Raw genomic sequence first — 25687 nt, 5'->3', positions numbered from 1 at the left:
GCGCGCGCCATGATCGTGGCCACACCGTCCAGGCCCTCGGGCTCGGCGTCCAGCGGGGCGTCGAGGACGATCTCCACGGCGACGACCTGCTGGCCGGGACGGTGACAGCGCAGCACGGTCAGCCCGTTGGGCAGGGCGCCGCGCTCGGGTGCGGGGAAGGCCCAGGGCCTGGCCTCGCCTGCGGTCGGCTGCGGGTGGTACTCCATCGCTACTCCAGTCACGGCGGCGTCGGTCACTTGTCGGCCCCCTCGTGCGCGTCGGTGCCGTCCGTCCCGTCGGCCGGCTCGACCGGCTCGTAGACCAGGACCGCACGGTTGTCGGGGCGCAGGTGCGCCCGGGCGGCGGCCTTGACCTCGTCGGCCGTCACCTCGAGCACGCGGCCCACCGCGGTCAGGGCCAGCTGCGGGTCACCGAACAGGACGGCGTACCGGCACAGTTCGTCCGCGCGGCCCGCGACCGTGCCGAGACGGTCCAGCCACTCGCGCTCCAACTGTGCCTGCGCGCGCTCCATCTCCTCGGGCGTGGGGCCCTCCTCGGCGAAGCGCGCCAGCTCCTCGTCGACGGCGGCCTCGATCTGCGGCACCTCCACGCCTCCGGACGTCTTGACGTCCAGCCAGCCCAGCGAGGGCGCTCCGGCCAGCCTGAGCAGCCCGAAGCCGGCGGCCACCGCCGTACGGTCACGGCGGACCAGGCGGTTGTGCAGGCGGGACGACTCGCCGCCGCCGAGCACGGTCAGCGCGAGGTCCGCGGCGTCGCACTCGCGGGTTCCGTCGTGCGGCAGCCGGTAGGCGGCCATCAGCGCACGCGCGGGGACCTCCTCCTGGACCACTTCGCGCAGCTGCTCGCCGATGATGCCGGGCAGCGTTCCGTCGCGCGGGGGCTGCTTGGCGTCGTGGGAGGGGATGGAACCGAAGTACTTCTCGATCCAGGCGAGCGTCTGCTCCGGGTCGATGTCCCCGACCACGGAGAGCACCGCGTTGTTCGGCGCGTAGTACGTCCGGAAGAACGCCTGCGCGTCCTCCAGGGTCGCCGCGTCCAGGTCGGCCATCGAGCCGATCGGCGTGTGGTGGTACGGGTGGCCCTCCGGATAGGCGAGGGCGGTGAGCTTCTCGAAGGCCGTGCCGTACGGGACGTTGTCGTAGCGCTGGCGGCGCTCGTTCTTCACGACGTCCCGCTGGTTCTCCATGGACTCCTCGTCGAGCGCGGCGAGCAGCGAGCCCATCCGGTCGGCCTCGAGCCACAGGGCCAACTCCAGCTGGTGGGTGGGCATCGTCTCGAAGTAGTTGGTGCGTTCGAAGCTGGTCGTGCCGTTCAGGGAACCACCGGCCCCCTGCACCAGCTCGAAGTGCCCGTTCCCCTTGACCTGGCCCGAGCCCTGGAACATCAGGTGCTCGAAGAGGTGAGCCAGACCCGTGCGTCCCTGGACCTCGTGGCGGGAGCCGACGTCGTACCAGAGGCAGACCGCGGCGACGGGGGTCAGATGGTCCTCGGAGAGCACCACGCGCAGGCCGTTGGCCAGACGGTGCTCGGTCGCCGTCAAGCCGCCGGAGCCGGCCTGGGCTGTGGCCGTGTGACCCATGGGCATGTACGTCCCTTCGATCGGTACAGGATTTCCTGCCGGACCTGCCACTCTAAGCAAGCGCACGGGCACCTGGCGAAGTTCCCGTCGGGTGAATGTTGTCGTAGATGCTGCCGCAGACAGGGGCCCCGTGGGGGCCACCGGAGCCGCTTCGGACGGGTCGAGGTCGGCGTTGTCGGTACGGCGGTCCACAATGGTCGGCGTCAGTACCTGAGGTTGCCCGACAGAATCTGTGAAGGAGTCGCAGCCGCGATGGCCCGCCGCAGCACGAAAACCCCGCCGCCGGACGACTTCGAGGAGAAGATCCTCGACATCGACGTCGTCGACGAAATGCAGGGCTCCTTCCTCGAGTACGCGTACTCGGTGATCTACTCCAGGGCGCTGCCCGACGCCCGCGACGGCATGAAGCCCGTGCACCGCCGCATCGTGTCCCAGATGCACGAGATGGGGCTGCGCCCCGACCGCGGCTACGTGAAGTGCGCGCGTGTCGTCGGCGAAGTCATGGGCAAACTGCACCCGCACGGCGACGCGTCGATCTATGACGCCCTGGTGCGCATGGCGCAGCCGTTCTCGATGCGCCTGCCCCTCGTCGACGGGCACGGCAACTTCGGCTCGCTGGGCAACGACGACCCGCCGGCCGCCATGCGGTACACCGAGTGCCGGATGGCCGACGCCACGTCCCTCATGACGGAGTCGATCGACGAGGACACCGTCGACTTCCAGTCGAACTACGACGGCCAGGAGCAGGAACCGGTCGTCCTCCCGGCGGCGTACCCGAACCTCCTGGTCAACGGTGCTTCCGGCATCGCGGTCGGCATGGCGACCAACATGCCCCCGCACAACCTCGGCGAGGTCGTCGCCGCCGCCCGGCACCTCATCCGGCACCCGGGGGCCGATCTCGAGACCCTGATGCGTTTCGTCCCGGGCCCCGACCTGCCCACCGGCGGCAGGATCGTCGGCCTCGGCGGCATCAAGGACGCCTACGCCGCCGGGCGCGGATCGTTCAAGATCCGCGCCACGGTGGCCGTGGAGAACGTCACGGCCCGCCGCAAGGGCCTCGTCGTCACCGAACTGCCCTTCACCGTCGGCCCGGAGAAGGTGATCGCCAAGATCAAGGACCTGGTGGGCTCGAAGAAGCTCCAGGGCATCGCGGACGTCAAGGACCTCACCGACCGGGCGCACGGTCTGCGTCTGGTGATCGAGGTCAAGAACGGCTTCGTGCCGGAGGCCGTGCTGGAGCAGCTCTACAAGCTGACGCCGATGGAGGAGTCCTTCGGCATCAACAACGTGGCACTGGTGGACGGGCAGCCGCTCACCCTGGGGCTCAAGGAGCTCCTGGAGGTCTACCTCGACCACCGCTTCGACGTGGTGCGGCGGCGCAGCGAGTTCCGCAGGACCAAGCGCCGCAACCGGCTGCACCTGGTCGAGGGCCTCCTCGTGGCGCTGCTCGACATCGACGAGGTCATCCGTCTCATCCGGGACAGCGACAACTCGGCGCAGGCGAAGGAGCGCCTGATGGAGCGCTTCTCGCTGAGCGAGATCCAGACCCAGTACATCCTGGAGACCCCGCTGCGCAGGCTCACCCGCTTCGACAGGATCGAGCTGGAGACCGAGCGCGACAAGCTCACCGAGGAGATCGCCCGGCTGACCGCGATCCTGGAGTCCGACGCCGAGCTGCGCAAGCTGGTCTCGTCGGAACTGGCCGCGGTCGCGAAGACGTTCGGCACCGAGCGGCGTACGGTGCTGCTGGAGTCGGCCGGTTCGCAGGTGGCCTCGGTGCCGCTGGAGGTCGCCGACGACCCGTGTCAGGTGCTCCTCTCCTCGACCGGTCTCCTGGCCCGTACGGCAGGCGCCGAGCCCGTCGTGCAGGCCGAGGACGCCAAGCGCACCAAGCACGACGTGATCGTCTCGGCCGTCTCCGCCACTGCGCGCGGGGACGTGGGCGTGGTGACGTCCGCCGGGCGGCTGCTCCGGCTCTCGGTGATCGACCTGCCGCAACTGCCGGACACCCATGCCGCTCCGAACCTGTCGGGCGGCGCCCGGATCGAGGAGTTCCTGACGCTCGATGCGGACGAGGACCTGCTCTGCCTCACCACTCTGGACGAGGAGGCACCGGGCCTGGCCATCGGCACCCTGCAGGGGGTGGTGAAGCGCGTGGTTCCGGACTACCCCGCCAACAAGGACGAGCTGGAGGTCATCTCGCTGAAGGAGGGCGACCGGATCGTCGGCGCCACGCAGCTGCGTACGGGCGAGGAGGACCTGGTCTTCATCACGTCCGACGCGCAGCTGCTGCGTTATCCGGCCGCTTCGGTGCGTCCGCAGGGGCGCGCGGCGGGCGGTATGGCGGGCGTCAAGCTCGCGGCGGGCGCCGCCGTGCTCTCGTTCACCGCGGTGGATCCCTCGGCCGACGCCGCGGTGTTCACGGTCGCCGGGTCGCACGGCACGCTGGACGACTCGGAGCGCACCTGGAAGCTCACCCCGTTCGATCAGTATCCGCGCAAGGGCAGGGCCACCGGCGGAGTGCGCTGCCAGCGCTTCCTCAAGGGGGAGGACGTCCTGGTGTTCGCCTGGGCGGGCGAAACCCCGGCACGGGCGGCGCAGAAGAACGGCGCACCGGCCCAGCTGCCGGCCCCGGATCCGCGCCGCGACGGTTCGGGGACGCCCCTGACGAGTCCGGTCGCGGTGATCGCCAGGCCGCTGTAGGACACCAGCCGGGCGGCGCGGGGCCTCAGGCCTCGCCGTCGTCCGGCTGCCGCACGTACCGCAGGACGCCCCACATGCTGCGCTCCAGCTCCTCGCCGGCCTCCTGCCCGGGGGCCTGGCAGTCCTCCAGTTCCTTGTGCAGCGCCTCGGCGTCGATACCGGAGCCGATCAGCACCAGCTGCGTGCGCCGCGGTTCGTCGCGCTCCCAGCGCTGCGGCACGAAGCGCAGGAACCTGCCGACGGCGTGCAGGGCGTACCGGTTGCCGGGGTCGCCCGCGCCGAAGTCGGCGAATCCCTTGATCCGGTAGAGGCCGGCGGGCCTGGAGTCGAGGAACTCCATGAAACGGCGGGGGCTGAGCGGTGTGCCGGCGGTGAAGGAGAGGCTCTCGTACGCCGCGTGCAGGTGGTCCTCGCGCGTGCGGCCGGCTTCGGGGAGCAGGTCCTCGAACGTCAGCTGGCGGAAGGAGTCGTCCTCGTCCGGCCGGAGCACGGGGTCGAAGAGGAGCTCCGGGTCGATCCTCCCGTACGCGGCGCAGATGACCGCCGCCCGGCCGCCCGCGGCGCCGGCCGCCTCCCGCACGGCCCGCAGTTCCGCGTCCGCGACCCGGTCGGTCTTGTTCAGGACGATCAGGTCCGCGACGGCGAGGTGGCGGTCGATCCCGGGGTGGCGCTCCCGGGTGGCGGGGAATTCGGCGGCGTCGACGACCTCGACCAGTCCCCCGTACCGGATACGTGGGTTGTCGCTGGCCAGCAGCATCCGTACGAGCTCCTGGGGTTCGGCGAGGCCGCTCGCCTCGATGACGATCACGTCGATCCGGGCGGCGGGCCCGGTCAGCCTCTCCAGATAGGTGTCGAGCTCGCTCGCGTCGACGGCGCAGCACAGGCAGCCGTTGCCCAGCGAGACGGTGGATCCGACCTGTCCCGCGACGGTCATCGCGTCGATCTCGATGGACCCGAAGTCGTTGACGATGACGCCGATCCGGTTGCCCGCCCTGTTGTGGAGCAGATGGTTGAGCAGTGTCGTCTTGCCGGATCCGAGGAACCCCGCCAGGACGACGACCGGGATCTGCTGGGCACTGGGCGGGGTCAACGGGGCCTTCCTCGGGGTCGGTCAGAGTACGGGTACGGGGCACGGAGGCGGGGTTCCGGCATAGCGGGCCGCCGGGCGGATGATCTTGGAGTCCTCCGCCTGCTCCAGGATATTGGCGCTCCAGCCGACCGTGCGCGCGGCACAGAAGGTGGGGGTGAACATCGCGCGGGGCAGCCCGCAGAGCTCCATGACGACCCCGGCGTAGAACTCCACGTTCGTGTGCAGCTCGCGTCCCGGCTTGAGCTCGGCGAGGATCGCCTCCACCTGGCGTTCCACCTCGACGGCGAAGTCGACGAGCGGACCGCCGAAGCTCTGCGCGACCGAGCGGAGCATGCGCGAGCGCGGGTCCTCGGTGCGGTAGACGGGATGCCCGAAGCCCATGATCCGCTCCCCGGCGAGGACCCGCTCCCGGATCCAGCCGTCGATCCGGTCCGGGGTGCCGATGGCGTCCAGGGTGTCCAGCGCGCGGCTGGGCGCGCCTCCGTGCAGCGGTCCGGAGAGCGCGCCGACGGCTCCGACGAGGCAGGCGGCGACATCGGCGCCGGTGGAGGCGATCACCCGTGCGGTGAACGTGGAGGCGTTGAAGCCGTGGTCGACGGTGGAGACGAGGTACCGCTCGACGGCCGCCGTCCGTGCGGCGTCCGGCTCCTCGCCGGTGAGCATGTGGAGGTAGTTCGCGGCGAACGGCAGGTCGTCACGGGGTTCCACCGGTTCCAGGCCCTGACCGAGCCGGTACAGGGCGGTCAGCACGGTGGGGACCGCGGCGCACACGGCGAGCGCGTCCTCACGGCGCCGGCCGGCCCCGATGTCGTACACCGGGCGGAATCCGGCCGAGGCCCCGAGCAGCGAGAGCGCGGTACGCAGTCCGGCGAGGGGGCCGGAGACCGCGCCTGCGCGGGCGATGGCGGGCAGTGCCTCCCGCACCTCTGCGGGCAGTCGGCGCAGGGCGGCGGTGCGGGAGGCGAAGCCGGCGCTCGCCGCCCGGTCGGGCAGCTCGCCGTGGAACAGCAGGTACCAGACGTCCTCGAAGCTGCGGCTCTGCGCCAGCTCGATCGCCGAGTACTGCCGGTAGTGGTAGAAGCCCTCGCGTCCGCGCACGTCTCCGAGTTCCGTGTCGGTGACGATCACTCCGGCGAGCCCCCGGGGCACTTCGAGCGGGGTGGTGTCCGTCTGTGAGGCAGGCATGGCAGGTTTCTCCTCCATCGGTGAACTGAATATTGATTCAACTGTCCATGGTTGACTTCAAAGCTGTCAATGTTGATTGAATCAATGTTGAATCTCGTTCGAGGCGATCGGACATCCATGGATGTGGATACGGTGGGCGCCATGACGCATGACTCGGCGCACGGGGCCGGTACGCAGGACACGGGAACCGGCAGGGCGGAGGGCTCCAGGCTCACCACCCGGGAGGCCGCTGAACGGCTCGGGGTGAAGCCCGAGACCGTGTACGCGTATGTGAGCCGGGGCCAGCTCACCAGCCGGCGCACGCCGGGCGGGCGCGGCAGCACGTTCGACGCCGCCGAGATCGACGCCCTGGCCCGCCGGACCGGGCGCCGGGAGTCCTCGCCGCCCCCCTCGGGTGACCTGGTCTTCCGCACCGGCATCACGCTCATCACACCGGACCGCTACTTCTTCCGCGGTGTCGACCCGGCCGAACTCGCCCGCCGTTACGGCTACGAGGAGGTCGCCGAGTGGATCTGGACCGGTGAGCTCCGTCCGGGCATCCGCTTCGCCGCGGCGCCCGAGTCCCTCGCGGCGGCACGCCGGACCGCCGCGACGCTCCCGCGGCACAGCAGTTCGACGGACCGGCTCCGGGCGGCTGTCGCCGCAGCGGCGTCCGCCGACCCCCTGCGGTTCGACCTCTCCCCCGAGGGGGTGCTCAACAGCGCGCGCAATCTGATCCCCGCCCTCGTGGGCGCGCTGCCTTCGGCCGGGGGACCCGACGGGGACGGCGCCGCCGGTGATCCACTCGCGCGCAGGCTGTGGCCGAAGCTCTCCGCCCGGCCCGCCGACGCGGCGTCCCTGGCCGTGCTCGACACGGCGCTCGTGCTGCTGGCCGACCACGACCTCGCGGCCTCCACCCTGGCCGCACGCGTCGCCGCGTCCACCCACGCGCACCCCTACGCCGTGGTCTCGGCGGGGCTGGGCGTACTGGAGGGCCCGCTGCACGGCGCGGCGAGCGGGCCCGCGCACCGCATGCTGTCCGAAGTGGTGGAGCGGGGCAGCGCGGCTCCGGTCGTCGCGGATCATCTGCGCGCGGGCCGACGGGTGCCGGGACTCGGCCACCGCCTCTACAGGGGCGAGGATCCGCGGGCCGGTGCGCTGTTCGCGCTGCTGGACGAGGTGCCGCAGGCGGCCCCCGCGATGGCGGCGGCCCGTGACGTGGTCGCGACCACCGCCCGCCACTCGCCGCTGCACGCCAATGTCGACCTGGCCCTGGCCGTCTTCTCGGTCGCGTACGGCATGCCGGCCGAGACGGGCGAGACGGTGTTCGCCGTGGCGCGCACGGCGGGCTGGATCGCCCACGCGATGGAGGAGTACGCGGAGGAGCCGCTGCGCATGCGGCCCAGCGGGCAGTACAGCGGTCCGCGCCCGCCACAACCGCTGCCCGCTCCGGAAGCGCCCGTCCCGTGAGCGGAACCGGACGGCCCGCTCCGGCTGCTCAGGGGCCCTGACCGGCCCCGAGCCGGTCCGGAGGGCGTCCGGGGGCGACCGGAGGGCGGAGAGATTTCGGTCAGCACGTTTTGCCCTCTACCGTTCGTACGATGAGCGCCCCACCGACCACCCCACGGGCACCACGCCGGTTCGGCTGGCCGCAGCGGGTCTTCTCGCAGGTACTGCTGATGCAGCTGGCCATCATCACCGGCGTCACGGTCCTCGTCACCGGCCTCTTCCTGGCACCGCTCAGCGCCCAGCTCGACGACCAGGCGATGCGCCGCGCCCTGGCGATCGCGCAGAGCACGGCGGCGCAGCCGCAGATCGCCGCCGCCCTGCTCGCCACCGAACCCCGCCCGGACGGGGCCGTCCAGGACGCGGCTGAGCGGATCAGGCGGTCGACCGGGGCCGAATACGTCGTGATCATGGACAAGCAGGGGGTGCGCTGGTCGCACACGGACTCCTCCCGTATCGGTGACGTCGTCTCCACCGACCCCAGCACCGCGCTCGCCGGCAGGTCCGTCATGGAGATCGACAGCGGCACACTCGGGCGCTCGGCCCGCGGCAAGGTGCCGCTGCTCGACGGATCGGGCCGGGTGGTCGGCGCCGTCTCGGTCGGTATCGCCTACGACAGCGTCCGCGCCCGGCTGCTCGCCGCGATCCCCGGGCTCCTCGCGTACGCGGGCGGTGCGCTGGCCGTGGGAGCGCTGGCCGCCTATCTGATCTCCCGCCGCCTCCAGCGACAGACCCATGACCTGGCGTTCTCCGACATCTCGGCGCTGCTGACCGAACGCGAGGCCATGCTGCACAGCATCCGTGAGGGGGTCGTCGCCATCGACCGCACGGGACGCATCAGACTCCTGAACGACGAGGCGCAGCGATTGCTGGGCCTCGGCCCGGACGCCGCGGGAAAACGGCTCGACGAGGCCCTGGGCGCGGGCCGGACCACCGACGTGCTGGCCGGGCGGGTGGCCGGGGACGACCTGGTGACGGTCCGTGGCACCCGGGTGCTGCTCGCCAACCGGATGCCGACCGAGGACGGCGGGGCCGTGGCCACGCTGCGCGACCGTACGGAGCTGGAGCACCTCGGCCGCGAACTCGACTCCACGCGCGGCCTGATCGACGCGCTCCGCGCCCAGGACCATGAGCACGCCAATCGGCTGCACACCCTTCTGGGACTGCTGGAACTGGAGATGCACGAAGAAGCGGTGGAATTCGTCACGGAGGTCGTCGGCGTCCACCGGGCTACGGCCGAGCAGGTCACCGAGAAGGTCCACGACCCCCTGCTGGCCTCACTCCTGGTCGGCAAGGCGACCGTGGCCGCAGAGCGTGGAGTGGCTCTGCGCATGGCCCCCGGGACACTGCTGCCGGGCCGGCTGGTGGACCCGCGTGGTCTCGTCACGGTCCTGGGCAATCTCGTCGACAACGCGCTGGACGCGGCCGCGGGATCGGCCGGCGCACAGATCGAGGTCGGGCTGCGGGCGGAGGGCCGTACGGTGGTACTGAGGGTGCACGACAGCGGCCCCGGCGTACCCGCGGGTGACCACGAATCCATCTTCATGGAGGGCTGGTCGACCAAGGAGCTCCCGGCTCACGGCAAGCGCGGCCTGGGCCTGCCACTGGTCCGGCGCCTCGCCGAACGGCAGGGCGGCAGCGTCGCCGTATCGGGTTCCCCCGAGGGCGGGGCGGTGTTCACCGTCGTCCTCCCGGAGGCCCTGGACGAACCGGAACGGCTCGGCTCCCCCGCCGTGGGTGGCCCGCCGGCCCCCGGGCGGCCCACGACGTCAGGAGAGGCCCCGTGATCGAGGTTCTGGTCGTGGACGACGACGTACGGGTCGCCCGGATCAACGCGGCCTATGTCTCCAAGGTGCCCGGCTTCCGGGTGGCCGCCATGGCCCACTCCGCAGCGGAGGCCCTCGCGCGGATCGGCGAGATGCCCGTCGATCTGATCCTGCTCGACCACTATCTGCCCGACCGCAACGGCCTGGCCGTGGTGCGGGAACTGCGCACGCTCGGTCATCACACCGATGTGATCATGGTGACGGCCGCCCGTGACGTCGCGACCGTGCAGGCGGCGATGCGCCACGGAGCCCTCCAGTACCTGGTGAAGCCGTTCGCTTACGCCGGGCTGCGCACCAAACTGGAGGCGTACGCGGCGCTGCGCCGCAGTTTCGAGGGCGGCGGCGAGGCCGAACAGACGGATGTGGACCGGCTGTTCGGAGCATTGTGGGCCACGGGGGGATCCGGCCTGCCCAAGGGGCATTCGACGACGACCGCGGAACTGGTCCGTCAGGCCCTTCGTGCGGCTGACGGGCCGCTCTCCGCGCAGGAGGTCGCGGAGAGCGCCGGGATGAGCCGGCAGACGGCCCAGCGCTATCTGAAGCTGCTGGAGCGCACGGGCCGGGTGCGGCTGTCCCTCAAGTACGGCGAGACGGGCCGCCCTGAACACCGGTACACCTGGGCCACCGGCTCCTGAAGCCGCCGGGCCGCTGCCAGGCCCACGCTGCCCCGCCCCGGCGAGCGACCGGATCTCCGTCTCCGCGTGCCCGGCCGGGTCGGGCGGGTCGGGCGGGTCGGGCGAAGTGACCGTGCCGATCCAGCCGGCCAGGAAGCCCGCCGGGATCGGCACGAGCCCCGGGTTCTCCGGGGGGAAGAGCGCGAGGCCCGCACCGGGGAGGAGCGGCGTGGAGCTCCCTGGGACGACCTACGGGAGCAGGACGAGCAGATCGGCGGGGGCCGCGACGGCGAAGGCCGGTCCCGCCAGGAACGCGACGTTCGGGTTCCGGGCGAGCAGGCCCAGTGCGATGGCCGCCGCCCCGATGCCCGCCGCACCCACGGCTCCCTCGTCCACGCTGCCTTGTCCAGCAGCGTGGACAAGGCAGCGTGGACAGGAATGGGCAGCCCCCAAAGGATCCCGGGCACGTCATTCGCCGTGCTTCAGCATTTCAGGTGACGGGAGTGCCGGACGGCGCGCGAGCCCCCGGGTGCACTCACAGCGCACCGCAGGAGCGGCTCAGGGGAGCTGACCGTGGGTGGAGCAAGCTCTCCACCCACGGTGGAGAGCGTCAGACATCGATGCGCGAGCGGTCCAGGGTGGCGGCGGAGCTCGTGATGAACTCCTTGCGGGGGGCGACCTCGTTGCCCATCAGCAGATCGAAGACCTGCTCGGAGGATTCCAGGTCGCCGATGTTGATCCGGCGCAGGGTGCGGTGGCGCGGGTCCATCGTGGTCTCCGCCAGCTGGTCCGCGTCCATCTCGCCGAGGCCCTTGTACCGCTGGATCGAGTCCTTGATCCGGACGTTCTTCCGCTGCAGCTCCAGCAGGGTCTGCCTGAGCTCGTTGTCGGAGTAGGTGTAGATGTACTTGTCCTGGCCCTTCCTGGGCTGGACCAGCTCGATCCGGTGCAGCGGCGGCACGGCCGCGAAGACCCTCCCCGCCTCGACCATCGGCCGCATGTAGCGCTGGAAGAGCGTGAGCAGCAGGGTGCGGATGTGCGAACCGTCGACATCGGCGTCCGTCATCATGATGACCTTGCCGTAACGCGCCGCGTCGATGTCGAAGGTGCGGCCGGAGCCCGCCCCTATGACCTGGATGATGGCCCCGCACTCGGCGTTCTTGAGCATGTCCGAGACGGACGACTTCTGGACGTTGAGGATCTTTCCGCGGATCGGGAGCAGGGCCTGGAACTCGCTGTTGCGGGCCAGTTTCGCGGTGCCGAGGGCCGAGTCGCCCTCCACGATGAAGAGCTCGCTGCGCTCCACGTCGTCGCTCCGGCAGTCGGCGAGCTTCGCGGGCAGCGAGGAGGACTCGAGCGCGGTCTTGCGGCGCTGGGCGTCCTTGTGCTGGCGGGCGGCGATACGGGTGCGGGCGGCAGCCACGGCCTTGTCCAGCACCGCCCTGGCCTGGGCCTTGGCGTCGCGCTTCGTGGAGGTCAGGAACGCCTTGAGTTCCTTGGCGACCACGTTGGCCACGATCCGGTTGGCCGCCGAGGTGCCCAGCACCTCCTTGGTCTGCCCTTCGAACTGCGGCTCCGCGAGCCGTACGGTGACCACCGCGGTCAGCCCTTCCAGGGCGTCGTCCTTGACGATGTCGTCCTCGGCTACGCGCAGCAGCTTGGCGGAGCGCAGGACCTCGTTCACCGTCTTCGTGAGGGAGCGCTCGAAGCCGGTGACATGGGTGCCGCCCTTGGGGGTGGCGATGATGTTGACGAAGGACTTGAGGTTGGTGTCGTAGCCGGTGCCCCAGCGCAGGGCGATGTCGACCCCCAGCTCACGGGTGACCTCGGTGGCCGTCATGTGCCCGCGGTCGTCCAGGACCGGCACGGTCTCCTTGAAGCTTCCCGTTCCGGTCAGGCGCTGAACGTCGCAGACGGCCTTGTCCTGCGCCAGGTACTCGCAGAATTCGCTGATCCCACCGTCGAAACGGAAGGTCTCCTCCGTCTTGCCCTCGCCGTCGAGGCCCCGCTCGTCGCGTACGACGATGGTGAGGCCGGACACGAGGAACGCGGTCTGGCGTGCCCGCTGGTACAGCGTCTCCAGGCTGAGCCTGGCGTCCTTGAGGAAGATCTGGCGGTCCGCCCAGTACCGCACCCGGGTACCCGTACGCGTCTTCGGGACGCGCTTGCCCTTGCGGAGGCCGTTGGCCGGGTCGAAGGGGCTTTCCGGGCCCTGCCCGGTGAACCTGCCCGGGACACCCCGCCGGAAGCTGATGGAGTGGGTCGCGCTGTTGCGGTCGACCTCGACGTCCAGCCGGGCGGAGAGCGCGTTCACGACCGAGGCGCCGACACCGTGCAGGCCGCCCGACGCCGCATAGGAACCGCCGCCGAACTTTCCGCCGGCGTGGAGCTTGGTCATGACGACCTCGATGCCGGAGAGCCCTGTCTTGGGCTCCACGTCGACCGGGATGCCACGGCCGTTGTCACGCACCTCCACGGAGGCGTCGTCGTGGAGGATGACCTCGATGGTGTCGCAGTAACCCCCCAGGGCCTCGTCGACCGAGTTGTCGATGATCTCCCAGAGGCAGTGCATGAGTCCGCGGCTGTCCGTGGACCCGATGTACATCCCGGGACGCTTACGGACCGCTTCGAGCCCCTCGAGGACGAGTAGGTGCCGCGCGGTGTAGTTGGAGCTGTCCCTGTCTGCGCCGCCTGCTCCGGTCAGCAGCGCAGTGGACGGCACGGAATCGGCGCTCACGCGGTTCGCTCCTCGCTGAATTTCATTTGGGGCCCAGTGGGTAACGGGCTCGGCCTCGGTAGCCGCTGAGAGCCTACCGAGGCCTGGTAGAGCGGTTGTGACGCCACCCAGGGGGAATCCTTATGCTAGTCCAGCCTCGCATACGCGTTCGATCATTCGTTAGGGTGACGTGCACATCACGTTCCCTTCGAGGCATGAACCATTTAGGCTCCGGGCACGTCCTCATGAACAACCGGCAAGCCAGCCGGCGGACCTGCCCCCGCAAGCAACGCGAAACCGTAGCGCTACGCAATACGGCACATTCGCCGCCAACCGGCAACAGACAGCCATCTTGAGAAGAAGTTTCGAAGAAATGCCACGAGCGGGAACGTTTTCGGCCTGGTTGGATGTTGACCCTGGTACGACAGCTCGTCGAGCTAGAGAAGAGGCGACGTGACTACTGTTCTGACCCCCGCGAGCCCGCTGACCGCAGCAGACCGCTGTGACCGTTGCGGCGCCCAGGCTTATCTGCGCGTCGTCCTGATCAGCGGCGGTGAACTGCTCTTCTGCGCCCACCACGGGCGCAAGTTCGAGCCGGAACTCAAGAAGATCGCCGCGGAAATACAGGATGAGACAGATCGGCTCACTGCCGTGCAGGCCAGTGCCGCCGACGAGGAACAACACTGACACCTCGCATCCACGACGAGCCATGGGCACGGTCCAGGACCGGCCGACGGGCGGCCTCCCTGCGGGGAAAGCCGCCCGTTCTCGTATCGTTCGGACGCGAGGTGGTCCCGACGGTCAGCTGCGGTCCGCCATCCACCGGATCGCCGCGGATATGCGGGTGTAGACCCCGGGGCTGCCCGGGGTCCCGCAACCGCTCCCCCAGGAGACGAGTCCGATGAGGCGCCCACGGGCCACCAGTGGGCCTCCGCTGTCGCCCTGGCACGCATCCCGCCCGCCCGCGATGTCACCGGCGCAGAGCATGGATGAGGCGTCGTACGCGCCCTGTGTGCCGCCGGGATACGCCTGGGTGCAGTCGCTGTCCGGCAGTACCCGCACCGTGGCCGCGCGCAGCCCGGACGCGTAGGCTCCGTACCCGGTCGTGTCCCCCCAGCCGTACACCGCTGCCGCCGTCCCCGGCCGGTAGGCCGCGCTTCCCGCCCCGGCCATCGGGATGACGCTGCCCTTCGGCAGCGCCCGGGCCAGGGTGAGGACCGCGAGGTCGGCCGCATTCGTGCGCGGGTCGTAACCAGGATTGATCCATGTGGAACGCACGGGGATCTCCAGACCGCCGGGTCCGTTCAGCTCGTCCCGTCCGGCGATGATCCGCAGGTCCCGCACCTCCGGGACGGCTGCGCCCAGGACGTCCTCCCTCAGGCAGTGCGCGGCTGTCAGCACCTCGGTCGGTGCGATCGCCACCCCGCCGCAGAACTGGCCCGCGCGGGTTCCCCCGAACCGGTCACGGCTCGACAGAGCCACCACCCACGGACTGTCCGCGACGGCCGCCGGGCTCCCGCCGACGATGATGCTGTCCGCCGCAGCGGGCGCCGGGGGCCCGAGCGGTATCACCGCCGCAGCGACCGCCAGAGCGAAGGCGGTGGGACGGACACGAACGGGAACACGGGGCATGGGGGCTCCTGACGCCGAGGTGAACAGTGCCCACTCAGCGTCATCCGCCCCGGTCCCGCTCGCATGCGGACATGGGCCGGGGCCCGGAACCTTCAGGTTCCGGGCCCCGGCCCATGTTTCGTCCGCGGTCTAGTCGAGGTAGTCGCGCAGCACCTGCGAACGCGAGGGGTGGCGCAGCTTCGACATCGTCTTGGACTCGATCTGGCGGATGCGCTCGCGCGTCACCCCGTAGACCTTCCCGATCTCGTCCAGCGTCTTCGGCTGGCCGTCGGTGAGACCGAAACGCATCGAGACCACACCCGCCTCACGCTCGGAGAGCGTGTCGAGCACGGAGTGCAGCTGCTCCTGGAGCAGCGTGAAGCTCACCGCGTCCGCGGGCACGACCGCCTCGGAGTCCTCGATCAGGTCTCCGAACTCGCTGTCCCCGTCCTCACCCAGCGGGGTGTGGAGGGAGATCGGCTCGCGGCCGTACTTCTGGACCTCGATGACCTTCTCGGGGGTCATGTCGAGTTCCTTGGCCAGTTCCTCCGGGGTGGGCTCCCGGCCCAGGTCCTGGAGCATCTGGCGCTGCACACGAGCGAGCTTGTTGATGACCTCGACCATGTGCACCGGGATACGGATGGTGCGGGCCTGGTCGGCCATGGCGCGGGTGATCGCCTGACGGATCCACCACGTGGCGTAGGTGGAGAACTTGTAACCCTTGGTGTAGTCGAACTTCTCGACCGCGCGGATCAGGCCGAGGTTGCCCTCCTGGATGAGGTCCAGGAAGAGCATGCCGCGACCGGTGTAACGCTTGGCCAGCGAGACCACGAGACGGAGGTTCGCCTCCAGCAGGTGGTTCTTGGCCCGGCGGCCGTCCTCGGCGATGATCTCCAGCTCGCGCTTGAGCTTCGGGGCGAGCTTGTCGGAGTTCGCCAGCTTGTCCTCGGCGAAGAGTCCGGCCTCGATGCGCTTGGCGAGTTCGACCTCCTGCTCGGCGTTGAGGAGGGGAACCTTGCCGATCTGCTTCAGGTAGTCCTTGACCGGGTCGGCCGTGGCGCCGGCAACGGCGACCTGCTGCGCAGGCGCGTCGTCCTCGTCGTCGTCGGAGAGGACGAAGCCCTTGTTCTCGCCCTCGCCCTCCTCTTCCTCACCCTTGCCGGCCTTTACTTCCTCGACCGCCTCGTCACCGTCGAGCAGTTCGTCGTCCTGCTTGCCGGACTTCTTCGCCGCGGTCTTCTTGACCGCGGTCTTCTTCGCGACGGTCTTCTTGGCAACCGTCTTCTTGGCTGCCGCCTTCTTCGCGGGAGCGGCAGCGTCATCGGCCGCCACGTCCGCGCTCCCGGCCGTCGGGGCGGCAGATGCCGCGACGGTCCGTGTCACGGTCGTCTTGGCCGCGACGGTCTTGGTGGCGGTGCGCTTGACCGGGCTCTTCGCTGCGACGCTCTTGCGGGCGCGCTTGGGCGACTCCGCAGCACTGACCATCAGCGTCACACCCTCTTCCTCGAGGATCTGGTTGAGGCTGCGCAGAACGTTCTTCCACTGGGTTGGCGGAATCTGGTCAGCCTCGAAGGCCCGACGCACGTCATCGCCGGCGATCTGCCCATCAGCCTTTCCCCGCTCGATGAGCGCCATCACAGACTCGGACTCGGCGATCTCCGGCGGGAGCGTACGGGATGTGCTGGCCGACACGAACAACCTCTCGGAACGATGGAAACGGCTTCCGGCCCGGCCCTGGAGAGGGCTGGAACCGACGACCGCCGACTGGGGATGTCGCCGACGGCGCGGGCTTGGCCTCAGAACTGCACAGCGCACTGTGGGGCTGCTGTATTCCTTCCGCGGCGGTCACCTCTTAGGTCATCGCACTGTTTCGAGGAGTGTTACGCCCAATTCACGTGGCCCCAGTCACACCCCATTCGCGACAAACAGAACCAGAGGCACATCACCGTACAAACATGCCGCCGAACCGCACGAGCCCGACGGCACTCGGTTCACATACCCCGGTTCCGGGCGCTCAGTGCTCGCGCGGCGCGGGAACCACCCGTTCCCCGTCGGCATGGCCGACGAGCAGCTGCCGCATGGCGGCCTCCGCGTCGGCGGAATCACCCGAGGCGAGGGCCTCCACGATCCGCGCGTGGTGGCCGAGGGACGCCTCGGCGGGCCGGTCACAGCCCGTGACGGGCCCGCCGGAGACATGCAGGGCTGCCGAGACGATCCCGGAGAGGTGCTCGAGCATGCGGTTGCCCGCCGCCTGGATCAGGAGGGCGTGGAACTCCGCGTCGGCCCGGGAGAACGTGACGGCGTCCCCCTGCCCCATCGCGTGCCCCATGATCTCGATCATGTCGCCGAGGCGCTGCTGAATGTCCTCGCGCCCGTGCCCGGCGGCCAGCCGGGCGGCCAGCGGCTCGATGGTCCATCGGAGGTCCTCCAGTTCACGGCGCTGGTCATCACGCTGCGGGCCGAAGGCGCGCCATTCGATGATGTCGGGGTCCAGCAGGTTCCAGTCACTCACCGGCCGGACCCGCGTGCCCACGTTGGGCCGGGCGCTCACCAGACCCTTGGCCTCCAGGACGCGCAGGGACTCCCTCACAACGGTGCGGGAAACCTCGAACCGCTGGCCGATCTCTTCCGGCACGAGCGGCCGGTCAGCACCGAGGTCACCGGAAACGATCATCTGGCCGAGCTGCTGGACCAGCTGGCCGTGAAGTCCACGGCCCCGGCTGGCCGTGCCGCGTCGGCTCGCCCGCCCCAGATCGGATTCGGCACCGCCCCAGGAACGGAGGGCGGCGCGCTCGCCGGCCGGCGCCTCCGCGCAGGGGTAGCGGTCGAGTTCACCCGGGCCGGCGAGGCCGGAGTCTGCGGAGCGGGCGGCGGTCATCATGGTGTGCGCAAGGGTACTCACGCATCATTTGTCGGCGTGGCTCACTCGCCCCTTGAGGTCTTTGCTGAAAAGCACACGAAAGGGTGATCGGCACCCACCTCTCAATTGACGCCTTATCGGTAGAAACCGGGCACTTTCTATGGAGTTGTCCACAAGGGGCCCGTCAGGTCTGGTCCAGGCGATCACCAACGAGCTCTCCCCCGAAGGCTGGTGAGCACATACGCGCAGATCAAAGCAGACAACGACAAGGAGAGTGCCACTCCCACCGGCTGAGCCAAGACCCGCACAGCAGCCATCACCCACCGGTCCGTCTCGTAAGGCCACTGCAGCCAGCCGAGTTCGCGCAGTCGGCCCGGCAGTCCCGTGATCGGGCGTGCGGGCGGTCCCGCGAGGAGCTTCCGCACCAGCGGTACGACAAGAACCGGAATCGCCAGCACGGCAGCGATCCCGGCGCCGGCCAGCCGGAACACACCGGCTCCCAGCAGCCCCGCCCAGGCACATCCGACCGACAGTCCGGCCCAACCGAACGCCAACTGTGGCGCGTCGGCCGGGACAGCCACCAAGTCGCCGCCGTACAGAAGGTGCAGCGCTCCGGCGTCCACCAGTACGGAGAGCAGGGCGAGCAGCAGCGCGACGCCCGCCGAGACCACCAGCTTGGCCAGCAGGAGCCCGAGACGGCGCGGCACCGTCCCCCGCCCCGCGGCGAGCGCCGGGTAGCGGAACTCGTCGCCGAAGGAGAGGGCGCCCAGCAGGCCGGCGGCGAACGCGGCGGGCGGAAGCGGCAGCAGATCCGGCCAGGCGGCCAGCAGGTCCGGCAGGGGCGCCCTCCCGGCCCTGGCCAGCAACACGGAGAGGCCCACCGAGACGCCCAGAACAGCCGCCATGATCAGAGCGGTTGTCCTGACGCCGAAGAGGCGCCGCAGCTCGTACCGCACGGGCCTGAGCGGACCGCGGGCCGGGCGCACGGAGATCGGAGGCGGCAGCTCCGAGATCCCCACGGCCGAGGCCGGACCGGGCGGAACCGCACTGGCCGGCCCGTCGGCCGGGCCTCGGGCCGGAGCAGCCACCGGGCCCGCGTCCCCGACCTCGTCGGCGAGTTGGTGGACGGGGACCCCGTGCCGGTACGCCGTGTCCCCGATCTCCGCGCATGTACTTCCGTACACCGAGAGCCGGCTGCCGTCCTCGGCGACCACTTCGACGGAACGCCGGGCGGCACGGGCCTCACGGCTCACCACGGCGGCCAGCCTGCCTGCGTGCGGGGTCCGCACGGCGACCCTGGGACGCAGGCGGGTCCGGGAGAAGTCGGCGACGTCCTGGTCCGCGACGAGGCGCCCCTCGTCGATGGTGACCACGCGATCGGCCGCGCGGGCGGCTTCCTTGGGATCGCCGGTCGTGTGCAGGACCGTGCCCCCTTCGGCCGCGTACGCACGGAGCAGACCGTGGAGCCAGCTCCTTTCACCCGGCGACAGGCCCTTGGCGGGCTCGTCGAGTACGAGCGTATGGGGGTCGCCGAGCAGCGCCGAGGCCAGGCCGAGCCGCCGGTCCATGCCGGCCGAGAGGGTGCCGATGCGCTGGTCCCCCAGCCCCGCGAGACCGACGACCTCGAGCAGCTCGTCGGCCCGCGACACCGGGACCCCTGCTGCGGCGCAGAGCATACGGAGCTGCCCCCGCGCCGTTCGCGCCGGATGCCCCGGTACGTCGCCGAGCAACACCCCGACCTCCCGGGCGGGATGGCCGATGCGGTGCAGCGGCCGGCCCTCGAAGTAGGTGACACCCCTTCCTGCTTCCAGTTCGAGCATCAGGCGGAGGGCTGTGCTCTTGCCGGAGCCGGGAGCGCCGAGCAGCACGGTGACGCTGCCGGACGGGGCTTCGAAGGTCAGATCGTCCACGACGGGCGAACGGTCGCGACGGGGGGCGCTGGTGAGTCCGATGACCTGGAGCATCGCTTCTCTCGCGGAGGGGGAGACCGCTCTGCGGCACGGTGGAGTACCCCAGCAAGATAACGCGACATTTCAGACTTTTTGCGCATCGAGGCTTTTGTGCGCGTTCCGCGCATCCGCGTGCCGCGCGCCTGCGGGACCGGACCAGGTCAGACTTCCGGCCTCAGCATCGGCGGGTTGAGCACTGTCGCCGCTCCAGCCCGGAACAACTGTGCGGGACGGCCTCCCTGACGCGTGGTCGTACCTCCGGACGGGACCAGGAAGCCTGGTGTTCCCGTGACCTTGCGATGGAAGTTCCTGGGGTCCAGGACCACACCCCACACCGCCTCATACACCCTTCGCAGCTCACCGACCGTGAACTCGGGCGGGCAGAACGCCGTGGCCAGCGAGGAGTATTCGATCTTCGAACGGGCCCGCTCCACCCCGTCGTCGAGGATCCTCGCGTGATCGAAGGCCAGCGGCGGGCACTCCTCACCGTCGCCACCGGTGCCGCCCCCCGGCCCGAGCAGGTCCTCCACCGGTGCCCAGCGGGCACTGTGCGCGTCACCGCCGGCACGCGGGGCCGGGAGATCGGGCGCCAACGCGAGGTGCGCGACACTGACGACCCTCATCCGGGGGTCTCGCCCCGGATCACCGTAGGTGGCCAGCTGTTCGAGATGGGCTCCGTTCCCGATGGCGGGGGCGGCCGGATCGTGCGCGCAGAGCCCTGTCTCCTCGACGAGCTCACGCGCTGCCGCCGCACCGAGGTCCTCATCGGCTCTGACGAATCCGCCCGGCAGTGCCCACCGCCCCTGGAACGGCGTTTCGCCGCGGCGTACCACCAACGCGCAGAGGGCATGACGTCGCACCGTGAGGACAACCAGATCGACGGTGACAGCGAAGGGCGGGAAGGCCGACGGGTCGTAGGGTGGCATGCCGAAATCATAGTCGTCTTCCTGACGATAAACACTCCCTTCGAGGCACGTGGTTCCGCGCGCGGCCCGGCCTTCTCCCCCCCAGCCGCGGTCGCCCCGTCGGCAGGCTTCGTCCGCCCGGGAACGCGAAGGGTCAATCGCGGCTCCTGGCGCCACGGGAGCCCGGCCGCCGGCTGTCCAGCCGCCGGGTGTCACGGACCCGGCCACGGCTCGCGGCCGCGCCCGGTCCGGAGGCAGCACCCGGTGCAGGCCGGTGCGTCACCCTCCGTTTACTCCTCCCGGACGCGGTGCGAGCGGCCCGCGGCCCGGCCCGCCGCCCCGCACGCCGCCCGCTCGGACCCTGAGAGTCGATGCCCCTTCCGTGGCCGTCGCGCAGGATGCGCTCTCCCCTGAGGCAACGACGCAGCGTTTCCGGGTCGAGGCCTTGGTTGCACGCCTGGTGCAGCAATTGGGCGAACGTGTAGTGGGGGTCTGCGCGCAGGGCGAGTCCCAGAGCCACCCTGGCCGCCGCCTCGTCACCCATGGACCACGAGACCCAGCCGGCCAGCGTCAGGGGCGCCGCCGCGTGTTCCACGTACGGACCGACACAGCGACGGGCGAGAGCACGCCACAGCCGCAGCGCCGTCCCGGCCTCGCTGCCCTCCATCCACTCGGCGGCCCTGTCCCTCGTCTCGCGGTCCTGAAGGCCGAGAATCACCGCCGCCGCCTCGCCGGGTGTGATCAGACCGTCGTCATCGCCGTCCGTCCCGGCGGGGCCTGCAGCCGGTGCGTTCCCGAGGCGTTCCATGAGGTCACGCGCGAGCGTCAGGGTCTCTCGCGCCACCTCACCGCGCCCGTCGACGTCGAGGATGCGGGACACCAGCACGGCACCCGCTGAATCAAGGGCCCGCTCCTGCTCCTGTGCCCCTGCGGATTCCCTCGGCTTGAGCCGTGCCTCCATGTCACGCAGCGATCCACGCACCTGAACACCGGCGTACGCGGCTGCGGCCGCCATCACCGTGGTGCCCGGAAGCGCCAGCGGATTGCCCTCGGGCGGACAGCAGCGGTCATCGGGACAGCAGTAGGACCAGTAACGCCCGTCGGAGATGCAGAGCGCCTCGAGCACGGGAACATCGAGCGCCCCGCAGGCCGTACGCAGCCACTGCGCGAACGGCCTCAGCCGCTCCATGGTCTGCGGAGCATCCTCCCCATCGGCCGGATCCTGGCAGAGGAAGACGACGATCGCGTCAGGACGGGCTTCGTGCTTCTCGCTTCCCTCGATCAGGCACTGCGCCAGCTGGTCGGCGACCGGCGCCCACTCCTGCGGCTCACGCGGGATGCCCAGCCGGAGCCTGCCGCCGAAGCGGCCCCGGCCGCCGTGCAGGGCGACCATGACCACACTGTCGTTCGGATGGAAACCCAGCAGGTACGGAAGGGCGTCGGCCAGTTCGGCGGGACCGCGCAGGGTGATCTGCTGAGCTTCGGACGGGCCGGTGGTTTCGTCGTGCTTGTTCATGGAATGACCGTCCCGCGTCCCGCCGTTTTCCGCGACCCCTGTGGATAACTTTGTCCACAGGCGCCGGCCGCCGTTCGCGGTTTGTCACAGGCATCGGGTTGCATGGGGGCATGACCAACGCAGACCGCGCAGAGCTCAGGGCCTCGGCCGATTCCGTACTTGCCCGTCTGGTCGGGGACACCACCGGCGCCGCCCGGCTGCGCGAGGACCAGTGGAAAGCCATCGAGGCCCTCGTCGCCGACAAGCGCAGAGCCCTGGTCGTCCAGCGGACAGGATGGGGCAAGTCCGCGGTGTACTTCGTCGCGACGTCGCTGCTGCGTGCGCGCGGCAGCGGACCTACGGTGATCATCTCGCCCCTGCTCGCGCTGATGCGCAACCAGGTGGCGGCGGCCAGGGCCGGGATCAGCGCGCGCACGATCAACTCCTCCAACACCGAGGAGTGGGACACCGTCCAGGCCGAGGTGGCGGCGGGCGAAGTGGATGTCCTGCTGGTCAGCCCCGAAGTACTGGTTTCTCCAACCTCGAATTCCGCCCGTTTCGTCCCTCGGGACGCCCCAGGTCGATCGATCTCCAATCCCCGCATCACTGCGTCCACGGCATAACGGGTGAAGACGCCGGCGATACGAATCTGGCGTGGGCCGCTCCACAGCACCTGGGCTGCGGCCGTCGCTCCTGGCCATGAGAGTTGGAACTGGGCCTGGTTGATGACTCTCGCGTCGGTCCCTCGCCTGGACTCCCCACGATGACGTCCAGGCCGAGCAAGTCGGTCCAGTCGCCATGCACCGGCCTCACGCTGTACTCGCTCGCCACAAACCGGACGCCCAGCACCATCTCTATGTGGACGCAACGAGACGCTGCCCGTACGCCTCTGCATTGGGCGTGCTGCCGGAGGTGAGCAGGGCCAGGGGTTGCTCGGTGTCTACTGCTACCTCCGGTGCGCGAAGCGGCCGGCTCGCTGTGATGGTGGTGTTGTTCCAGCGAGCCGGCGGCGATTAGTTTCCGGCTATGAGATGGTTTTGATGGCCTGCCAGCCGCTTGTGCCGACGACCTTCGGAGTACCCACGAGCCCGGTCCCGCGTCCGGGGACGAACTCGAGTCCTGCGGCGGTGTTGGCGGTGGTGGTCCAGAAGTCACCGATGCCGTCGCCGTCGGAGTCACCTGAGGCGGTGATCAGGGGGCGGGCAGCGGTGGACCACCCGGTGGCGTAGGCCGTCCGGCTGGAGGCGGCGCCCAGGGATGACGGATCGGTGCCGCCGTCGGGCACTCCGTCGCCGTCCGCGTCGCCGTTGCTCCTGCCGTGGTAGAGCCATACCTCGCCGGTGGTGGTGTGGCGGGCGACGAGGTCGGCGAAGCCGTCCCCGTCGACATCGCCCGAGGACCCGAGCTGCATCGACGCCCAGCCGGAGGAGCCGACCGGGTAGCCGGCCTGGATGTTGCCGCTGGAGTAGCCCGGCAGGAACCAGAGCTGGTCACCGATAACGGCGAGGAAGTCGGGGTTGTTGCTCTCCTCGCTCGGTGTGATGTCTCCGACTGAGACGATCTGCTTGATGGTGGCGGGATCGAGCGTGAGGCCGGTCTCGGAGTCCTCGAAGAAGTAGACCTCCCGTCTGGTGTCCTCGGTGAAGTCGCCCTGCCCGCCGTTCGGGTACAGCCAGAGGCTGCCGTCCGTCTTGCGGGCGACGAGGTCCTCGTAGAGGTCCTCGGTCCAGTCACCGCGGTGGGTGAGCAGGGCGCCCGCCCAGCTTCTGTTCGCCGCGAGGGGGATGGTGGTGGCCACGGCGCCGTTGCCGGTGCCCCCGTACAGGTGGAGATCACCGCTCGCGTTGACGGCGAACAGGTCGGGCGTGCCGTCGCCGTTGACGTCGCCGGGCTTGTCCACGACGCCGGGGCTCTTGGCGTAGAACTTGTAGGGGTACATGGGGCCGACGTTTTTGCCCAGGTCGACGGCCTGGACGTACAGCGTGTGCGGCCCGGGGGTGAGCGGGGTGAGTTTGGCCGACGCGTCACCGCCGACGGCGGCCGGTTTGGCGACGGTGCTCGGCGGGGTGCGGTCCAGGCTCCAGCGGTACTCGGCGATGTCCTTCTCACCCGCCGCGCCGAAGATGAATTCCCCTTCCGTGCGGGCCAGAGCGCCTTCGGCGTTCTCCGGGTAGAGGCCGCCCACCGACGTCACGGTCGGCATCGTGGACGGGGCGGTCGGATCGAAGCCGAAGCGGCAGCCGTTGGCGCCCTTCGTGGGTGTCCAGTCGGACGCGAAGGCGGAGTCACCGACGTCCTCGGCCTGCGCCTTCCATGAGAACTGCCCGGCGCTCGCGCCCTTGTAGTCGTTGAGGAGCTTTTTGGGTACGACGATGCTCGCGCGCACGCCCTTGGAGTCGCCGGCGAGGACGGTCTTGCGTACGGTCTGGTTGAAGATGATGCCCGGGGTGACATCGTGCTTGCCGGTCGGCCAGAGGTGGAACTGGACGTTGACGTCGCCGCCGTCGCGGTCCCACACCTGCGCGGTCAGGGTCACGTCGGTGTTGCCCAGGGTCACGTACGAGGAACCGTTGCCGCACTCGGTGCTGCTGATCTTGGTGCTGGGGATGGTGTCCAGCGCCCAGGGGGCTTCCGGCCGGCGGTTGAACTCGACGATGAGCTTCGCGTCCGGCTTGAACTTCTTCCAGCTGTATTCGTCCTTGTCTTCCTCGGCACTCTGGGGCGCGCGGAGGCCGAAGGTGATGTCGGGCGACTTGGCCGCCGCCGCCTTGACCGCGGCGTCCTTGGCGGTGAAGTCCACAGCCTTGTCCGGACAGCCGTGCGCGTCGTTGCCGTGGGCGTAGTTGCGGCTGTCCTGGAGGGTGGACCAGGCGGGCTGCTTGGCCCAGGTGGTGGCCGAGCTGATGGGGCCGGTCACGTACAGCTCGACCGGTTTGGCGGTGCAGGACCAGGAGTGCGTCTCGGTGATCTGGAACTGCGCGTCGATGACCTTCACGCCGGCCAGGAACTTCGACTCGACCCGGAAGAACGACCGTGCGGTGCCGCCGGTGGACGACTCGTAGCCGACGCGCGCCTCGCTGGTGGTGCCGCCGCTCCAGCCGGTGCCGTTCCAGTAGCTGTCGTTGGCGTGGGGCTTGTAGGCGATGGTCCACGCCAGCTTCTTGCCGGTCACCCGCGGGTCGATGTAGACCGGATACGTCGTGTCGGGGGAGGTGAGCAGTTCCCGGTCCGGCGTGAGCGTCAGCTGGTCGTGGGAGAAGTCGACGCCCACGGTACTGCTGTTGGCACCGGGGGTCAGATCCGTCGGGGTCTCGGCGGCCGCGGGCGCGGCGGTGCGGGAACGCACCGACGGGTCGGCGGGTTCCGTGCCGGAGGAGTCCCACATGCGGGCCGTCGATGTCGCGAAGACGGTCTGGCCGGCCGGGTTCACGGCCGTGAGGTTGCCCGCGTCGGGGTCCTGCTTCAGAGTGAGCCCCTCGGTCCTGAGACCGAATTCGATGGTGGCGAGCTCCGGGTTCGCGGCGGCCTCGGCGGTCTTGACGATGAGGGTCTGGCTGAACCCGTCGACACTCGCGGCGACCGCGAGGTCCACACCCGGGAGGACCTCGCGGTAGGTCGCGCTCGCCCCGTCCAGGACCGGAGCGGGCAGGGGTGCGGGCCACTTCAGTG

16 protein-coding genes and 3 pseudogenes are annotated in these 25687 nt (G+C 70.2%); 6 read left to right on the top strand and 13 right to left on the bottom strand.

All coding sequences use genetic code 11. The features are described 5' to 3' along the window. Nucleotides 1-206 (bottom strand): annotated as a pseudogene (locus VN520_RS07780) (insulinase family protein); the annotation flags it as partial. Nucleotides 207-232: 26 nt separating this feature from the next. Beyond that, nucleotides 233-1585 carry a pitrilysin family protein gene (locus VN520_RS07775; protein WP_325746114.1) on the bottom strand — a complete coding sequence of 451 codons (1353 nt, stop codon included), beginning with the start codon at nt 1583-1585 and terminating at the stop codon, nt 233-235. Nucleotides 1586-1831: 246 nt separating this feature from the next. Here VN520_RS07775 and VN520_RS07770 point away from each other — a divergent pair, with 246 nt between their 5' ends. Next, entirely contained in the window at nt 1832-4282 is a 2451-nt protein-coding gene (locus tag VN520_RS07770) for a DNA topoisomerase IV subunit A (RefSeq protein ID WP_325746113.1), read from the top strand. A 25-nt stretch (nt 4283-4307) separates the two neighbouring features. Here the strand turns inward: VN520_RS07770 and VN520_RS07765 are convergent, their stop codons facing one another. Beyond that, nucleotides 4308-5372, bottom strand: a complete 1065-nt coding sequence (locus tag VN520_RS07765; RefSeq protein WP_325746112.1) for a GTP-binding protein — start codon at nt 5370-5372, stop codon at nt 4308-4310. Nucleotides 5373-5393: 21 nt separating this feature from the next. Continuing rightward, complete coding sequence (locus VN520_RS07760; RefSeq protein WP_325746111.1) at nt 5394-6557, bottom strand: citrate synthase/methylcitrate synthase; 1164 nt, start codon at nt 6555-6557, stop codon at nt 5394-5396. 141 nt (nt 6558-6698) lie between these two features. Here VN520_RS07760 and VN520_RS07755 point away from each other — a divergent pair, with 141 nt between their 5' ends. The 3 genes from VN520_RS07755 (at nt 6699) to VN520_RS07745 (ending at nt 10503) form a co-directional block, all read left to right on the top strand. Beyond that, a complete protein-coding gene (locus VN520_RS07755) occupies nt 6699-8006 on the top strand; it encodes a citrate/2-methylcitrate synthase (protein ID WP_325746110.1) in 1308 nt (435 codons plus the stop codon). A gap of 131 nt (nt 8007-8137) precedes the next feature. After that, nucleotides 8138-9829 carry a sensor histidine kinase gene (locus VN520_RS07750; protein WP_325746109.1) on the top strand — a complete coding sequence of 564 codons (1692 nt, stop codon included), beginning with the start codon at nt 8138-8140 and terminating at the stop codon, nt 9827-9829. Continuing rightward, the gene (locus tag VN520_RS07745; RefSeq protein ID WP_325746108.1) at nt 9826-10503 is read left to right on the top strand and encodes a DUF7342 family protein; all 678 of its coding nucleotides are present in this window, start codon (nt 9826-9828) and stop codon (nt 10501-10503) included. The genes VN520_RS07750 and VN520_RS07745 overlap by 4 nt, the downstream gene beginning before the upstream one ends. Before the next feature lie 30 nt (nt 10504-10533). Here VN520_RS07745 and VN520_RS07740 read toward each other — a convergent pair. Then, nucleotides 10534-10893, bottom strand: a pseudogene (locus VN520_RS07740) (cation acetate symporter); the annotation flags it as partial. 199 nt (nt 10894-11092) lie between these two features. Beyond that, complete coding sequence (locus tag VN520_RS07735) at nt 11093-13219, bottom strand: DNA topoisomerase IV subunit B (protein WP_325746107.1); 2127 nt, start codon at nt 13217-13219, stop codon at nt 11093-11095. 432 nt (nt 13220-13651) lie between these two features. Between VN520_RS07735 and VN520_RS07730 the strand changes: the two genes are divergently transcribed. Further along, entirely contained in the window at nt 13652-13885 is a 234-nt protein-coding gene (locus tag VN520_RS07730) for a DUF7455 domain-containing protein (RefSeq protein ID WP_014153643.1), read from the top strand. Between the two features lie 114 nt (nt 13886-13999). On the opposite strand, the gene VN520_RS07725 is transcribed toward VN520_RS07730, so the two are convergent. From VN520_RS07725 to VN520_RS07700, 6 genes are all read right to left on the bottom strand, one after another. Beyond that, entirely contained in the window at nt 14000-14830 is an 831-nt protein-coding gene (locus VN520_RS07725; RefSeq protein ID WP_325746106.1) for a serine protease, read from the bottom strand. A 129-nt stretch (nt 14831-14959) separates the two neighbouring features. Beyond that, nucleotides 14960-16501, bottom strand: a complete 1542-nt coding sequence (locus VN520_RS07720) for an RNA polymerase sigma factor (RefSeq protein WP_325746105.1) — start codon at nt 16499-16501, stop codon at nt 14960-14962. 322 nt (nt 16502-16823) lie between these two features. After that, complete coding sequence (locus tag VN520_RS07715; protein ID WP_325746115.1) at nt 16824-17690, bottom strand: FadR/GntR family transcriptional regulator; 867 nt, start codon at nt 17688-17690, stop codon at nt 16824-16826. Nucleotides 17691-17872: 182 nt separating this feature from the next. Beyond that, the gene (locus VN520_RS07710) at nt 17873-19633 is read right to left on the bottom strand and encodes an ATP-binding cassette domain-containing protein (RefSeq protein WP_325746104.1); all 1761 of its coding nucleotides are present in this window, start codon (nt 19631-19633) and stop codon (nt 17873-17875) included. Nucleotides 19634-19779: 146 nt separating this feature from the next. Then, a complete protein-coding gene (locus tag VN520_RS07705) occupies nt 19780-20544 on the bottom strand; it encodes an NUDIX hydrolase (protein ID WP_325746103.1) in 765 nt (254 codons plus the stop codon). 133 nt (nt 20545-20677) lie between these two features. Beyond that, entirely contained in the window at nt 20678-22039 is a 1362-nt protein-coding gene (locus VN520_RS07700) for a DUF4192 domain-containing protein (protein ID WP_325746102.1), read from the bottom strand. 110 nt (nt 22040-22149) lie between these two features. Here VN520_RS07700 and VN520_RS07695 point away from each other — a divergent pair. Beyond that, nucleotides 22150-22557, top strand: a pseudogene (locus VN520_RS07695) (DEAD/DEAH box helicase); the annotation flags it as partial. Between the two features lie 485 nt (nt 22558-23042). On the opposite strand, the gene VN520_RS07690 reads toward VN520_RS07695, so the two are convergent. After that, nucleotides 23043-25687, bottom strand: a 2645-nt coding sequence (locus tag VN520_RS07690; RefSeq protein WP_325746101.1) for a VCBS repeat-containing protein, incomplete at its 5' end; no start/stop codon positions are given.

It is taken from the genome of Streptomyces sp. (assembly GCF_035563135.1).
Taxonomy (GTDB): Bacteria; Actinomycetota; Actinomycetes; order Streptomycetales; family Streptomycetaceae; genus Streptomyces.
Note: the sequence above shows the minus strand (reverse complement) of the source record. Positions and strands in the feature narration are given on the sequence as shown.